The sequence below is a fragment of the Arthrobacter sp. zg-Y1143 genome (assembly GCF_030125565.1).
GTDB lineage: Bacteria > Actinomycetota > Actinomycetes > Actinomycetales > Micrococcaceae > Arthrobacter_B.
Window position 1 is genome coordinate 360,204 of sequence record NZ_JASKLW010000005.1, and the last position, 14,105, is coordinate 374,308.

The 14,105-nt window shown below is 65.8% G+C and carries 13 protein-coding genes; 9 read left to right on the forward strand and 4 right to left on the reverse strand.

Translation table 11 applies throughout. The features are described from left to right. The first annotated feature begins 17 nt into the window (after positions 1–17). On the forward strand, positions 18–1,655 hold the full coding sequence (locus QNN98_RS08275; RefSeq protein ID WP_227911288.1) for a ribonuclease J: 1,638 nt from the start codon (positions 18–20) through the stop codon (positions 1,653–1,655). Positions 1,656–1,925: 270 nt separating this feature from the next. After that, positions 1,926–4,016 (forward strand): transglycosylase domain-containing protein, encoded by a 2,091-nt coding sequence (locus tag QNN98_RS08280; RefSeq protein ID WP_283996780.1) that lies wholly within the window; start codon positions 1,926–1,928, stop codon positions 4,014–4,016. 25 nt (positions 4,017–4,041) lie between these two features. Here the strand turns inward: QNN98_RS08280 and QNN98_RS08285 are convergent, their stop codons facing one another. Both QNN98_RS08285 and QNN98_RS08290 read right to left on the reverse strand, forming a co-directional pair. Further along, positions 4,042–4,305 carry a helix-turn-helix domain-containing protein gene (locus tag QNN98_RS08285; RefSeq protein ID WP_227911211.1) on the reverse strand — a complete coding sequence of 88 codons (264 nt, stop codon included), beginning with the start codon at positions 4,303–4,305 and terminating at the stop codon, positions 4,042–4,044. Positions 4,306–4,382: 77 nt separating this feature from the next. Next, positions 4,383–4,922 carry a MarR family winged helix-turn-helix transcriptional regulator gene (locus tag QNN98_RS08290; protein WP_283996781.1) on the reverse strand — a complete coding sequence of 180 codons (540 nt, stop codon included), beginning with the start codon at positions 4,920–4,922 and terminating at the stop codon, positions 4,383–4,385. Between the two features lie 121 nt (positions 4,923–5,043). Here QNN98_RS08290 and QNN98_RS08295 point away from each other — a divergent pair, with 121 nt between their 5' ends. The 3 genes from QNN98_RS08295 to QNN98_RS08305 are packed head-to-tail and all read left to right on the forward strand — an operon-like array spanning position 5,044 to position 7,759. Then, positions 5,044–5,895 carry an SDR family oxidoreductase gene (locus QNN98_RS08295; protein WP_283996783.1) on the forward strand — a complete coding sequence of 284 codons (852 nt, stop codon included), beginning with the start codon at positions 5,044–5,046 and terminating at the stop codon, positions 5,893–5,895. Between the two features lie 51 nt (positions 5,896–5,946). Then, a complete protein-coding gene (locus QNN98_RS08300) occupies positions 5,947–6,369 on the forward strand; it encodes a DUF6069 family protein (RefSeq protein WP_283996785.1) in 423 nt (140 codons plus the stop codon). A 55-nt stretch (positions 6,370–6,424) separates the two neighbouring features. After that, a complete protein-coding gene (locus QNN98_RS08305; protein WP_283996787.1) occupies positions 6,425–7,759 on the forward strand; it encodes an alpha-amylase family protein in 1,335 nt (444 codons plus the stop codon). A 27-nt stretch (positions 7,760–7,786) separates the two neighbouring features. Here QNN98_RS08305 and QNN98_RS08310 read toward each other — a convergent pair whose 3' ends face one another. Further along, a complete protein-coding gene (locus QNN98_RS08310; RefSeq protein ID WP_283996789.1) occupies positions 7,787–8,536 on the reverse strand; it encodes an SDR family NAD(P)-dependent oxidoreductase in 750 nt (249 codons plus the stop codon). 25 nt (positions 8,537–8,561) lie between these two features. After that, a complete protein-coding gene (locus QNN98_RS08315) occupies positions 8,562–9,218 on the reverse strand; it encodes a TetR/AcrR family transcriptional regulator (RefSeq protein WP_227911217.1) in 657 nt (218 codons plus the stop codon). A 327-nt stretch (positions 9,219–9,545) separates the two neighbouring features. Here QNN98_RS08315 and QNN98_RS08320 point away from each other — a divergent pair, with 327 nt between their 5' ends. From QNN98_RS08320 to kdpC, 4 genes are read left to right on the forward strand one after another with little or no spacing between them, the layout of a single operon-like run. Then, complete coding sequence (locus tag QNN98_RS08320) at positions 9,546–9,635, forward strand: potassium-transporting ATPase subunit F (protein WP_227911218.1); 90 nt, start codon at positions 9,546–9,548, stop codon at positions 9,633–9,635. Then, the gene (gene kdpA, locus QNN98_RS08325) at positions 9,635–11,296 is read left to right on the forward strand and encodes a potassium-transporting ATPase subunit KdpA (RefSeq protein ID WP_283996790.1); all 1,662 of its coding nucleotides are present in this window, start codon (positions 9,635–9,637) and stop codon (positions 11,294–11,296) included. Before QNN98_RS08320 ends, kdpA begins: the two co-directional genes overlap by 1 nt. Positions 11,297–11,298: 2 nt before the next feature. Next, positions 11,299–13,470: a potassium-transporting ATPase subunit KdpB gene (kdpB, locus tag QNN98_RS08330; RefSeq protein WP_283996791.1), complete on the forward strand. Its 2,172-nt coding sequence runs from the start codon at positions 11,299–11,301 to the stop codon at positions 13,468–13,470. 30 nt (positions 13,471–13,500) lie between these two features. Continuing rightward, positions 13,501–14,103 (forward strand): potassium-transporting ATPase subunit KdpC, encoded by a 603-nt coding sequence (gene kdpC, locus QNN98_RS08335; RefSeq protein ID WP_283996792.1) that lies wholly within the window; start codon positions 13,501–13,503, stop codon positions 14,101–14,103. Positions 14,104–14,105 lie beyond the last annotated feature (2 nt).

Below are 14,105 nucleotides of genomic sequence, written 5' to 3' on the forward strand. Positions count from 1 at the left end.
AACTCGCCAAGGGAACCATGCGAGTGATGAACCTGGGCGGCCTCGGCGAAATCGGCAGGAACATGACCGTTTTCGAATTCGACGGCAAGCTCCTGATTGTTGACTGCGGCGTGCTCTTCCCTGAGGAAGAACACCCCGGCGTCAACCTGATCCTGCCCGACTTCACCGCCATCCGCGACCGCCTGCAGGACGTCGTCGCCGTCGTGCTGACGCACGGCCACGAAGACCACATTGGCGGCGTGCCGTACCTGCTGCGCGAACGTTCGGACATCCCCATTGTCGGTTCCAAGCTGACGCTGGCCTTCATCGAGGCCAAGCTGAAGGAACACCGGATCAAGCCCAAGCTGATCCAGGTCAAGGAAGGCGACCGGCGCACCATCGGCGGCTTCGACCTGGAATTCCTGGCCGTGAACCACTCCATCCCCGACGGCCTGGCCATCGCCATCCGCACTGCCGCAGGCTTGGCCCTGCACACCGGTGACTTCAAGATGGACCAGTTCCCGCTGGACCGCCGCATCACCGACCTGACCGGTTTCGCCCGGTTGGGCGTGGAAGGCGTGGACCTGTTCCTCACTGACTCCACCAACGCCGAAGTTCCCGGCTTCATGGCCTCGGAAAAGGAACTGGCGCCGGCCATCGACACCGTGTTCCGCACCGCTCCGCGCCGAATCATCGTCTCCAGCTTCGCCAGCCACATCCACCGCATCCAGCAGGTCATCGACGCTGCGTCGCGCTACAACCGCAAGGTGGCCTTCGTTGGCCGCTCGATGATCCGCAACATGACCATCGCCGAGGAACTGGGCTACCTGAACATCCCCAAGGGGATCCTGGTGGACTTCAAGTCCCTGCAGCGCACCGATGACCACAAGGTCGTCCTGATCTGCACCGGTTCCCAGGGTGAGCCCATGGCGGCGCTGTCCCGCATGGCCAACAACGACCACCAGATCCGCATCCACGAGGGCGACACCGTGCTGATGGCCAGCTCGCTGATCCCGGGTAACGAGAACGCCATCTACGGCATCATCAACAACCTGACAAAGATCGGCGCCAACGTAGTGCACAAGGGCAATGCCAAGGTGCACGTCTCCGGTCACGCCAGCGCCGGCGAACTCGCCTACTGCTACAACATCGTCAAGCCGCGCAACGTGATGCCGGTGCACGGCGAATGGCGCCACCTCAAGGCCAACGGAGCCATCGCAGAGGCGACCGGAATGGATCCCCGCGACGTGGTCCTCGCGGAAAACGGCATGACCGTTGACCTGCGCCGCGGCCGTGCCACGATTTCCGGTAAGCACCAGGTGGACCTGGTCTTCGTGGACGGCGACAGCGTCGGCCACACCACCGAGGAGACCCTGAAGGAACGCATGCAGCTGGCCGAGGAAGGCGCCGTGACGGTGCTGGCCCTGGTCGACGCCGACACCGGCACCATCGCCGAGCCGGCCGAGTTCTTCACCAAGGGCTTCACCATCAAGTCCGAGGACCTGAGCAAGGGTGAGGAAGCCGTGGAGAAGGCCCTGGCCAATGCTGCGTCCGGCAACCGCCGCGGACCCAAGGGCGAGGACCTCGAAGACGTCATCGAGCGCGCCGTCGCGAACTGGATGCGCCGCTTCTACAACCGCACCCCGGCGATCACCGCGATCGTCGTCGACGCGTAGCAGGATCCGCTCCGGATCCGCTGCTCCGGCCCGCTGCCCAACGGCGGCGGGCCGGAGCCCGTTAAGGGCGGATTCGGTGTGATCTTGTTCTCGCACCTCACAGGCGGCAGTGCCGCTGCGAACCATCCGGCAGGCACCGCGGCCCTCACCGGATCCCTGTTCCGGCGCGGAATAGGCAGGGGTCCGACGCCGATGCACACATCGCGGGTTATACCTGCGGGTGCAACCGGGGTCAAAAGCGTTCACAGGATGACCCGATAACTTAGCCGGATGCAAGCCCCTAAAACCTCCTTCCTGGAACGACTCAGCATGCCCGGTCGGCTGGTCGCGTTTCTCCTCGTAAGCCTGGTTGCAGGCGTGCTGGCCGCGGCCACCCTGATTCCCGTGGCCGCCGTGGCTGCCACCGGCACCGACATGGGCGTTGAAGTGCTGGACCAGCTGCCGGACGAGCTCGAAACCGGGCCGTTGGACGAAGGATCGAAGATCTACAGCGCCGACGGCGTGCTGCTGGCCACGTTTTACGCCGAGAACCGGGTGCCGGTGAAGCTCGATGCCATCTCGCAGAACATGCAGGACGCGATCGTCTCCATCGAGGATGCGCGGTTCTTCGAGCACAACGGCATCGACTTTAAGGGCGTGGCCCGGGCTTTTGCCTCCAATGCCAGCGGCAGCGATACACAGGGCGCTTCGACCCTGACCATGCAGTACGTCAACAACGTCCTCATCAGCCGGGACATTGCAGCAGGCAAGGGCGGCAGCGACCTGACGCTGAGCGGCACCAAGGACCTGGGCGACAAGCTGCGCGAAGCAAAACTCTCCGTCGCCGTCGAAAACCAGTACTCGAAGGAAGAGATCCTTGAGGGCTATCTGAACATTGTGCTCTTCAGCGGCCAGACCTACGGCGTGGAAGCCGCAGCGCGCAGCTTCTTCGGTGTATCGGCCGCGGAGCTGACTCCGGCGCAGTCGGCCATGCTGGCCGGCATGGTGCAGTCACCCAGTGTGTACAACCCCTTCACCAACCCGGAAGGCACCCAGGAGCGCCGCGACACCGTGCTGGCCGCCATGCTGAAAAACGGGAAGATCAGCCAGGCCGAATACGACGAAGCCGTGGCGACGGGGCTGAACCTGAATCCGCAGACCGTCACGTCCGGCTGCACCGGCGCGGAGAACGCCCAGTACTTCTGCAGCTATGTGGAACAGACCGTCCTGCAGTCGGACGCTTTCGGCTCCAGCGTGAAGGAGCGGGCACGGCTTCTGGCCCGCGGCGGGCTGACCATCCGCACCACACTTGATTCCCGCCTGCAGGCCGAGGCGCAGAAACAGATTGAGGCCCAGGTTCCCGTGGGGGATCCTTCCGGTGCCGGGTCCTCACTTGTGTCAGTGGAACCGGGCACGGGAAAGATCCTGGCCATGGCGCAGAATACCGAATACACCCCCGAGCCGGGCGCGGGTCGGACGCAGCTGAACTTCAACGTGGACGCCGACATGGGCGGCACGCCGTACGGGTTCCAGCCCGGATCCACCATGAAGCCGTTCACCACCGCGGAGTGGCTGCAGTCCGGCCGCGGGCTCAATGACACCATCGACGCCAGCCGCACGTCCTACCCGGCCGGCTTCAAGTGGAAGGCCAGCTGCCTGGGCGGCAGTGCCGAGTTCGACGAGTGGAAGTTCAAGAACGCTTCCGAGGGCTATGAGCGGTCCATGACCGTAAGCCAGGGGCTGACCTCATCCGTCAACACCGCCACCGTGGCGCAGGCCGCCCAGCTGGACCTGTGCGACATCCGCGATACTGCCACCAGCATGGGCATCCACCGCGCCGTGGACGGGGAGCCGCTGGAAGTCACCAGCCCCTCCTTCGTGCTCGGCGGGCAGGAAGTATCCCCGCTGACCATGGCTTCGGCCTATGCCACGTTTGCTTCCGGGGGACAGTACTGCGAGCCGACTGCCCTCACCGAGGTTACCGACCGGCAGGGCAATGCCTACGACATTCCCCAACAGGACTGCAGGCAGGCCATCTCCGCCGACGTCGCCGCAGCGGTCACGCTGCCCCTGCAGAACCTGGTCAAGGGCTCACCGGGAAGCATCCACCCCATCGGAGTTCCCGCGGCGGCGAAAACCGGCACCACTGACTTGTCCGAACAGACGTGGACGGTCGGCTACACCACCGGGATCGCCACCGCGTCCTGGGTGGGCAACTGGAATTCCTACTCGTCGCTGAACAACCAGGAGATCAACGGTGTGACCCGCTCGTACGTTGACGGTTCCGCCCTGGCCGGTGCGCAGTGGACCGGCTACATGAGCTCGATCGCCGCGCTGTACGACGCCGAGGCGTTCGCCTCGGTGCCGAACAGCATGCTTTAGGCGGTTCTAACGGCGGCGGCCGCGGCTAGATGCTGCAGGTACCCGTGTAGGGATCACACAGTGACTGACCGGTGGGGACGGCAAAAACGCCGTCTCCGCCGGACACCAGCCGAAGTGCACCCATCTCCTCCAGCGACGTGAGCACGTTCAGTGTTTCAACGCCGCCAAGATCGAATTCCTCTGCGACGTCCTGCGGCTGCACCCGGCCGTAGCGCCGTACGTAGTCAATGACTTTCTGCTGCAGGGGATCAGCGGCGGTGCGCTGGTTGCCGATCTGTTCAAGTGCCATGGGGTCCTTCGCTTTCTGGTTGGTTCCACCCGGTTAAGCGCTGGCGAAGCGGCAGGAATTCCCCGAACCGCGCCGGCTCAGCGAAGGCTGCGGTCGCCGGGATCCACGGCCGCCATGATCCTGCGGCCGATTTCCCCCATCTGCCGCTGCTGCGCGCGGGTCAGGGGATCAAAGGCCAGCGAGCGTACTTCCTCCACATGCCCCGGTGCCGTGGCTACTACCTTTTCCCAGCCTTCGTCCGTGAGCGTCGCCAGTGTGGAGCGGCCGTCCCGCGGGTCGGGCGCGCGGGTGATCCAGCCCCGCTTCTGCAGGCGGCTGACAACTTGGGACAGCCGGGGCAGCCCGGACGAGGCAAGGACGGCCAGGGATCCCATGCGCAGGGTGCGGTCCGGTGCCTCGGAAAGGGCAGAGAGCACAACGTATTCGAAGTGGCTGATGCCTGCGTCGCGCTCCAGCTGCCTGTCCAGTGCACCCGGAAGGCGCAGCAGGACACTCGCGAATGCCTGCCAGGCCGCCTGTTCCTCCTCGTTGAGCCACCGCGTAGGTCCGGTACCTGCGGAGGATCCGGCGGGGGATGCAGCGGTTGCTGCTGCGTCTTTGCGGGCGGCGGGTTCCATGCGGGCAGACTAACACCGGGCAGTTAATCCCTGAAGAAAAAGTTCCTGCCGATCACTTGTAGGTTGAACTAAACCGCAGTACCGTTTCGTTCACGCTTGAACCAATCCGGCAGGAGAGACCATGACCATCGCAGTATTCGGTGCCACCGGCCAGCTGGGCCGCCTCACGCTGGCGGCCCTGCGGGACCGCGGCGTGCCCGCAGACGGAATCCGTGCGCTGGGACGCAACCAGTCAGTGCTGGATCAGCTTTCGGAGGAAGGATTCGAGACCTTCAGGATCGAACTGGATGAACCGGACACCCTGCGCCGCCCTTTGGCCGGGGTGGAAAGCGTCCTGCTGATTTCGGCCAGCGACGTCGGCCGCCGCGTGCCCCAGCACCGGGCGGCCATCCAGGCAGCGCTCGACGCCGGGGTGCGCCGGCTGGTGTACACCTCGGCGCCCGGAGCCAGCACCGTACCCGGCATTTCCACCGAGCACAGGGCAACCGAAGCCTTCCTGGCCGACGTCGGGCTGCCGGCCACCGTGCTGCGCAACAACTGGTACACCGAGAATTACCGGGCCGACTTTGAGCAGGCCAGAACGGACGGCGTGATCCTCAACAGTGCCGGCTCAGGGGGTATCCCCAGTGCAACCCGGGCCGACTATGCCGAGGCGGCCGCAGCAGTTCTCACCACCGCAGGACATGAGGGAGCGGTCTATGAGCTCGCCGGAGACACCGCCTGGACGTGGGACGGGTTTGCCGCCGCCGCTGCAGAAGTCCTCGGCAGTCCTGTGACGTACCGCCCCGTCAGTCCTGATGAGCAGCGGAGGATGCTGCTGGACGCGGGCGTGCCCGCTCAAATGGCCGAAGCAGTGCTGGCCATGGATGCCAACGCGCGTGACGGCCTGCTTGAGCACACCACCGGCGACCTCAGCCGGCTCCTCGGCCGGCCCGCCACGCCGCTCAGGGACACCCTCAAGTCCTGGGCCTGACAGCCGCGCCACTTTCCGCACCGCCAGTTCACCACAACCTAAGGAGCAACCATGAGCTCTACAAGTTCCCGGACCGCAGCCGCCCGAACCTCCGGTTCCAACCGCCCGCTGCTGCTGACCCTCGTCATCGTTGGCGCAGCGGCACTGAACCTCGTGCTCTTTTACGTCTTCCGGTCCGCGGGTGCGGAGTATGCGAACGCGTCCGGGATGGTGGTGGGTGCAGCAAATGTGCTGATCATGTCGGTGGTGCCCCTGCTGATCGGGCTGGTTGCCGTTGTGCTCCTGTCCCGGCGCTGGCCCTCCCTGCTGCGGATTGGCCGGTGGGCCGGTGCTGCCCTGGCGCTGCTGACCATTGGCATGACGGCTGCGGCCGGGTTCGATACCCTCGGCTTCACCGGACTGGCCCTGATGCATGTGGTGGTCGCCGCCGGCGTGCTGGTTGCCCTGCGTCCGGGAGTGCCCGCGCAGCGGTAAGGGTACTGATGGTGGCAGACTGGTACCCGGACCGAAAGACAACGGGAAGGGCACTATGACGACGCCGGACTGGGTACAGCACGCCATTTGGTGGCAGGTGTATCCGCTGGGCTTTACCGGAGCCGAGAAGAGCGGCCCGGCAGCGGATGCGCCGGTGCAGCACCGGCTGCCGCAGCTGACCGCGTGGCTGGACTACATCCTGGAAATGGGTGCGTCCGGGCTGGCCCTGGGGCCGGTGTTCGCGTCCGAAAGCCACGGTTACGACACCACGGACTACTACCGGATCGACCCCCGGCTCGGCGACGACACCGATTTCGACGAACTTATCAGCCAGGCCCGTGCCCGGGGCCTCAGGGTGCTGCTGGACGGGGTCTTCAACCACACCGGCCGCTCCTTTGCGCCCTTCCGCAAGGCGCTGGAGCAGGGCCCGGATGCCGCCGAAGCCCGGTGGTTCCATCTCGGCTGGCCGGGCGGCTGGAAGCCCGGGGTTGAACCGGAATACGGAGACTTTGAGGGCCACCACCAGCTGGTGGCGCTGAACCACGGGGAACCGGAGGTGGCCCGCTTTGTTGCCGACGTGATGAAGCACTGGCTGCGCCGCGGGGCCGACGGGTGGCGGCTGGACGCGGCTTACGCCGTGCCGTCGTCGTTCTGGGAAGTGGTGCTCGACAATGTCCGGACCGAGTTCCCGGATGCCTGGTTTGTGGGGGAGTACATCCACGGCGACTACACCGCTGAGGTGGAGAACGGGAAGCTGGACTCGGTGACCCAGTACGAACTGTGGAAAGCGGTATGGAGTTCGCTCTCGGACGGCAACTTCTTTGAGCTGGAATGGGCCCTGCAGCGGCACAACATGTTCCTGGAGACCTTCGTGCCGCTGACGTTTGTCGGCAACCATGACGTGACCCGCATCGCGAGCCGGCTGGCGCCGTCGGGCCGCCTGGAGCATGCGCTGGTGCTGCTGTTCACGCTGCCGGGCACCCCGGTGGTGTACTACGGCGATGAGCAGGGCTACCGCGGCATCAAGGAGGACCGAGCCGGGGGCGACGACGACGTCCGGCCGCTTTTCCCGGCCGGGCCGGATGAGCTCTCTGCCGTGGGGGCGCCGCTCTACCGGCTGCACCAGACGCTGATTGGCCTGCGCCGCCGGCATGCCTGGCTCCACGGAGCCCGCACGCGCACGCACTCGGTGAGCAACGAGCAGCTTGTGTATGAGGTGCACGACGGCGGCAACTCGCTGGTTGTGGCACTGAACCTTGCCGCGGCCGCCGCCACCGTTGAGGTTCCCGCTGCGGCCCGGGACGTCCTTGCCGGCGAGGGCGGGCTGGACGTCCCGGGGCAGCGGCTTGCACTGCCTGCCTTGGGCTGGGCGGTGCTGGGGACTAGCTAGCTGGGGACCGACTAGCTGGGGGACCGACTAGTACAGCTTGATGCTGCCGCCGTCGGCCATGAGGGTCTGGCCGGTCATGTACTTCGACTGCTCGCTGGCCAGGAACACAACCACCGGTGCAATGTCGGTTTCGGGATCACCCAGGCGGCCCAGGGGAACGCCGTCCACTACTTCCTGGTAGGCCTCGGGGAAGGCCTGGCTCCACTGGACGATGCCCGGGGTCAGGGCGACCGGGGACACAACGTTTACGCGGATGCCGTAGGCTGCCCATTCGTTCGCGGCCGTGCGGGAGATGGCCCGGATGGCTTCCTTCGCCGCGGCGTAGGCCACCTGGTTCGGCAGTCCCTTTATGCCGGCGCCGGAAGCGAAGTTCACGATGCTGCCGCGGGTCTTCTTCAGCTCCGGGTAGGCAGCGCGCATCAGGTGGAAGGTTGCCATGGTGCCGGTGTTGAAGGACAGGTCCCAGATTTCGGGAGTGGTCTCCATGATCGGCGCCTGCTTGGAGGCATGCGCGTTATTGACCAGGATGTCCAGGGCGCCAAAGTGCGCCACGGTTTCGGCCACGATCGCCTCGGCGTTCTCCGCCTTGGAGATGTCCTTGGCGATGAAGATGACCTCGCCCTTGCCCTCAAGGTCGGCGAGCAGCTTGTCGCCCTGGGCCTGGTCAATGTCGACCACGGCCACCTTGGCGCCTTCGGAGAGGAATCGGCGGACTATGCCCTGCCCGATTCCGCCGGCACCACCGGTAATGATTGCTGTTTTGTTGCTCAGCTGCATGTTCTTCCTTCCATAAACCCGGGCGTTACGGAGTGTCCGGGGAGTTTTTGAGGCTTTGTGCGACGCCGTTGATGAAGTTGGCAACCAGGAAATCCAGTGACCGGCGGGAGGCCGTGTAGCTGATGCCCTGCTCCTGGAAACGTGCTGCGTAGGGATGGGGGGCCACTGCGGCTTCGTCCCAGCGGCCCGGTCCTGCAGGTTCCGCGCTCTCCGGGCCGCTGTGGGCGGTGATGGTGATGGTGGCGGTGCCGATCACGGCTGCGGAAACACCCAGGAGGCAGTCATAGGCCTGCTCTTCGGATAATCCGGCCCGGTGCAGTGTTGAAAGCAGCAGTTCGACCTCTGAGGGACGTGCCGTATTCACCAGCCGGCGGGGAGTGAGGACAACGCTCAGCAGCCAGGGATGCGCGGTGAAAACGGACCACTGCGTGTTGGTCATGTGCACCAGCATCTGCTGCCAGGTGTGGTTGCCCGGCGGCAGGAGGGCGTAGTCACCGGCAACTTCCTCCGCCATCAGGATCAACAGGGCCTGCCGGTCCGCCACGTAACGGTACAGCGCCATGGCCGATACACCCAGTTCACGGGCCACCCGGCGCATGGACACGGCGTCCAATCCGTCCGCGTCGGCAACGCGGACCGCGGAGGCGGCAATAGCAGCAGGGGTCAGCGGGGACTGCGGCATTGGAGGTCCTTTCCTGGACGAGAAGTTTACAGTGTATACCCCGAACTTGGGAGGCCCGTGCAGCGGCCGGGACCGGGTCACAAACGCGGCGGAGCATAGGCATTCCGTAAGGGTTTGCGCTGCGTCCGTGAGGAAAACATGAGGATGGCATTTTGCCCTCCGGCGCGGGCATCTAATCGAAGGCGGCACACAGCGTGCCCGCGCAGCCGACCGGCGGCGCGACTTTTCTAGCCTGGGGGCAACTTCCGTGCTCGACGTTCTATTTATTACCGGCTTCGTGGCGCTGTTCGCCGCGTTTGTCCTGATGGCAGGGGCGGTGGAGAAGCTGTGACCTTCTTCGACATCCTGGCCCTCTGCCTTGGGGCGGCCTCCGCCGTCTACCTGCTGGCAGCCCTCGTCCGGCCGGAGAAGTTCTGATGGGCGGCTGGACCACGGCCACACAGGTACTTACCCTGGTGGTCCTGCTGGTACTGGTGTACCGCCCGCTGGGCGATTACATGGCCCGGCTTTACACCTCCGAGAAGCACCTGGGCGTGGAACGCGGTTTCTACCGCCTTGTGGGGGTTGACGCCGGCGCCGGACAGTCCTGGCAGAACTACCTGCGCGGCGTGCTGGTTTTCTCCGCGGCCGGCATGGGCCTGCTGTATCTCCTGCAGCGGATCCAGCCCGTACTGCCCGGTGCCCTCGGCCTTCCGGCGGTTCCCGAGGCGCTGGCCTTCAACACGGCGGCGTCCTTCCTCGCCAACACCAACTGGCAGTCCTACTCGCCGGAAGTGACCATGGGTTACGCGGTGCAGATGCTGGGACTGGCCGTGCAGAACTTCCTCTCAGCCGCCGTCGGCCTGGCCGTGGCAGTTGCCCTGGTGCGCGGTCTCGCTGCCCGCAAACAGGGCACCATCGGTAACTTCTGGGTGGACCTGGCCCGGGGGCTGGTGCGCCTGCTGGTGCCAATGGCCGCACTCGGCGCCATTGTCCTGATGATTGGCGGCGTCATCCAGAACTTCAACGGCTTCTCCACCATCACCACCCTCACCGGCGGTTCGCAGGTGGTCCCGGGCGGTCCGGTGGCTTCACAGGAAGCCATCAAGCTGCTGGGCACCAACGGCGGCGGGTTCTTCAACGCCAACTCGGCCCACCCGTTCGAGAATCCCACCGGCTGGACCAACCTCGTTGAGGTCTTCATGATGCTGGCTATTCCCTTCAGCCTGCCGCGCACCTTCGGCACCATGGTGGGCGACCGCCGGCAGGGCTACGCGATCCTGGCCGCAATGGGTGCCATCTTCGCCGTCTCACTCGCCGCGATGACCGCTTTTGAATTCTCCGCAGCAGACGGGGCAGCCGGTTCCATGGAAGGCAAGGAGCAGAGGTTCGGCATCGCCGCTTCTACGCTCTTCGGTTCCACCAGCACCCTCACCTCCACCGGTGCCGTGAACTCCATGCATGACAGCTACAGCCCGTTCGGCGGCATGATGGCCATGCTGAACATGATGCTCGGCGAAGTCGCCCCCGGCGGCGTAGGGTCCGGCCTGTACGGCATGCTGGTCCTGGCCGTGATCACCTGCTTCGTTGCCGGCCTGCTCGTGGGCCGCACACCGGAATACCTGGGCAAAAAGATCGGCCCGCGGGAAATCAAGCTCGCCAGCCTGTACATCCTCACCATGCCCACCCTGGTGCTGGTCGGAACAGCGCTGAGCTTCGCAATTCCCGGCATCCGTGCCGACATCGAGGGCACGTCCATCCTCAACACGGGACTGCACGGCTTCAGCGAAGTGCTGTACGCCTTCACATCCGCGGCCAACAACAACGGCTCGGCGTTCGCCGGGCTCACGGCCAACACTCCGTGGCTGAACACGGCCCTGGGCGTGGCCATGCTGGTGGGACGGTTCCTGCCGATTGTGTTTGTGCTCGCCCTGGCCGGGTCCTTCGCCGAGCAGGGCAAGGTTCCCGTTTCGGCCGGGACGCTGCCCACCCACCGGCTTCAGTCCGTCACGCTGCTGTGCGGCGTCACGGTCATTGTCACAGCCCTCACCTTCTTTCCCGTACTCGCGCTGGGTCCCCTGGCGGAAGGACTGCAATAACCATGTCCACACTCACTCAACCCTCACCGTCCAAACCGTCACCGTCGGCCGAAGACGGATCCGCCTCGCCGGCACCGGCTCGCCGGGGAATCACGGCCGCATCGCTGGCCGCGGCACTGCCCGGGGCCTTCCGCAAACTGGATCCGCGGCTGATGGTGCGCACCCCGGTGATGTTCATTGTCGAGGTTGGTGCGGCACTGATTACCGCCATCGCCGTCGCCGAACCGTTTATGGGCGGCCCCCAGGACTCCGGCGGCACTGCAGTACCGGGATCCTTCGCCTGGCTGATCGCCGGCTGGCTGTGGGCAACCGTGCTGTTCGCCAACCTCGCCGAGTCCGTTGCGGAGGGCCGGGGCAAGGCCCAGGCCGCCTCGCTGCGTGCCAGCAGGGCCACCACCACCGCCTTCCGCGTTCCCGCCTATGACGGCCGCCGGGATCCGGCAGCCCTGAGCGCAGCGCCGGAGGAAGTGGCTTCCGCCGACCTCGGCCTGGATGACGTGGTGGTGGTATCCGCCGGCCAGGTCATTCCCGGCGACGGTGACGTCATCGACGGCATTGCCTCCGTGGACGAATCAGCGATCACCGGCGAATCCGCACCGGTAATCCGTGAGTCCGGCGGTGACCGGTCCGCCGTCACCGGCGGCACCCGGGTGCTGTCGGACCGGATAGTCGTCCGGATCACCAGCCGCCCCGGTGAAACCTTCGTGGACCGGATGATCCGGTTGGTGGAGGGTGCCGCCCGGCAGAAAACCCCCAACGAGATTGCCCTGAACATCCTGCTGGCAACCCTCTCGCTGGTCTTCGTCGTCGTCGTGCTGACCCTGAACCCGCTCGCCGGCTACTCGTCCGCCGCCGTCAGCATCCCGGTCCTGGTGGCCCTGCTGGTATGCCTGATCCCGACCACCATCGGGGCGCTGCTCTCCGCCATCGGCATTGCCGGCATGGACCGGCTGGTCCAGCGCAACGTGCTCGCCATGTCCGGCCGCGCCGTGGAGGCTGCCGGCGACGTCACCACGCTGCTCCTGGATAAGACCGGAACCATCACCTACGGCAACCGGCAGGCATCGGCCTTCGTGCCCATCAACGGCACGGAAAACCAGGACCTTGTCGACGCCGCCGTCCTGTCCTCCTTCGGGGACCCGACGCCTGAGGGCAAGTCCATTGTTGAACTGGCCGAGAAGCAGGGCTGCCGCCCGCAGCCGCCGGCAGGTTCCGTGAGCGTTCCCTTCACGGCCCAAACCCGGATGAGTGGAATGGACTTCCCCGACGGCGCCAAGATCCGCAAGGGTGCTGCCGCGGCCGTCCTGGACTGGACCGCCGAATCCGGCGGGATCGAGGTCGATGTCCTGATGGCTGTCGAAGACCAGGTGCAGCGCATCTCCACCGGCGGCGGAACACCGCTGCTCGTCGCGGTACGGGACGCCGACGGCGACACGCAGGTGCTTGGCCTCATCCACCTGAAGGACGTGGTCAAGGCGGGCCTGAAGGAACGCTTTACCGAACTGCGCTCCATGGGCATCCGCACCGTGATGATTACCGGCGACAACCCGCACACGGCCAAGGCCATTGCGGCCGAAGCCGGGGTGGATGACTTCCTGGCCGAAGCCACGCCCGAGGACAAGATGGCCCTGATCCGCAGGGAACAGGCGGGCGGCCATCTGGTGGCGATGACCGGCGACGGCACCAACGACGCACCGGCGCTGGCCCAGGCCGACGTCGGGGTGGCCATGAACACCGGAACATCCGCAGCCAAGGAAGCCGGCAACATGGTGGACCTGGATTCGGATCCCACCAAGCTGATCGACATTGTCGGAATCGGCAAGCAGCTGCTGATCACCCGCGGGGCGCTGACCACGTTCTCCATCGCCAATGACATTGCGAAGTACTTCGCGATCATCCCCGCCATGTTCGTGGGGGTTTTCCCGGGGCTGGCAGCGCTGAACCTGATGCAGCTGCATTCGCCGGCGTCGGCCATCCTCTCCGCGGTGATCTTCAACGCCCTCGTGATTGTGGTGCTGATTCCACTGGCCCTGCGCGGCGTGAAATACCGTGCCGCAGGTTCCTCGGCCGTCCTGACCCGGAACCTGTTGATCTACGGGGTGGGCGGCATCATTGCCCCGTTCATCGGCATCAAGCTCATTGACCTGCTTGTCAGCCTGCTTCCGGGCTTCTGACATGACCATTCCCAGCTTTAGGAGCAACAAATGAATCCCGTCCGCAGCAGCATGCGCCAGCTCGGCGTTGCCGTACGCGCCATGGCGGTGCTGACCCTGGTGCTTGGCCTGGCCTATCCGTTCGCGGTGGCGGTCGTGGGGCAGGTCGCCCTGCCCGGCCGCGCCAACGGTTCCATGGTCAGTTCCGGTGGAAGCGACGTCGGCTCAGCGCTGATCGGGCAGTCCTTTACGGACGGCGACGGCGTGCCGCTGCCGGAGTTCTTCCAGTCCCGTCCGTCCGCCGCCGGCGACGGGTATGACGGCGGAGCCTCCAGCGGCTCCAACCTGGGCCCCCTCAACGAGGACCTTGCCGCGGCCGTCGCCGAACGCCGGCAGGCCGTGGCGGACACCGAAGGGGTTGCCCCGGAAGAGGTGCCCGCGGACGCCGTTACGGCCTCCGGTTCCGGCCTGGACCCCCACATCAGCCCTGAATACGCTCAGCTGCAGGTACCGCGGGTTGCCGCTGCACGCGGGCTCAGCGAAACGGAGGTACAGGAACTGGTAACCGAGGCTACCGAAGGGACGGATCTCCTGGGACGGGAGGGCGTGAACGTGTTGCTTTTGAACATTTCACTGGCGGAGCTGGACACTTAGTC

Coding starts and splice junctions, on each gene's coding strand:
- QNN98_RS08275 (WP_227911288.1), top strand. CDS start 18: ATGCGAGTGATGAACCTGGGCGGCCTCGGCGAAATCGGCAGGAACATG.
- QNN98_RS08300 (WP_283996785.1), top strand. CDS start 5,947: ATGAGCTCTACAAGTTCCCGGACCGCAGCCGCCCGAACCTCCGGTTCC.
- QNN98_RS08280 (WP_283996780.1), top strand. CDS start 1,926: ATGCAAGCCCCTAAAACCTCCTTCCTGGAACGACTCAGCATGCCCGGT.
- kdpB (WP_283996791.1), top strand. CDS start 11,299: ATGTCCACACTCACTCAACCCTCACCGTCCAAACCGTCACCGTCGGCC.
- kdpA (WP_283996790.1), top strand. CDS start 9,635: ATGGGCGGCTGGACCACGGCCACACAGGTACTTACCCTGGTGGTCCTG.
- QNN98_RS08290 (WP_283996781.1), bottom strand. CDS start 4,922: ATGGAACCCGCCGCCCGCAAAGACGCAGCAGCAACCGCTGCATCCCCC.
- QNN98_RS08310 (WP_283996789.1), bottom strand. CDS start 8,536: ATGCAGCTGAGCAACAAAACAGCAATCATTACCGGTGGTGCCGGCGGA.
- QNN98_RS08305 (WP_283996787.1), top strand. CDS start 6,425: ATGACGACGCCGGACTGGGTACAGCACGCCATTTGGTGGCAGGTGTAT.
- QNN98_RS08285 (WP_227911211.1), bottom strand. CDS start 4,305: ATGGCACTTGAACAGATCGGCAACCAGCGCACCGCCGCTGATCCCCTG.
- QNN98_RS08295 (WP_283996783.1), top strand. CDS start 5,044: ATGACCATCGCAGTATTCGGTGCCACCGGCCAGCTGGGCCGCCTCACG.
- kdpC (WP_283996792.1), top strand. CDS start 13,501: ATGAATCCCGTCCGCAGCAGCATGCGCCAGCTCGGCGTTGCCGTACGC.
- QNN98_RS08315 (WP_227911217.1), bottom strand. CDS start 9,218: ATGCCGCAGTCCCCGCTGACCCCTGCTGCTATTGCCGCCTCCGCGGTC.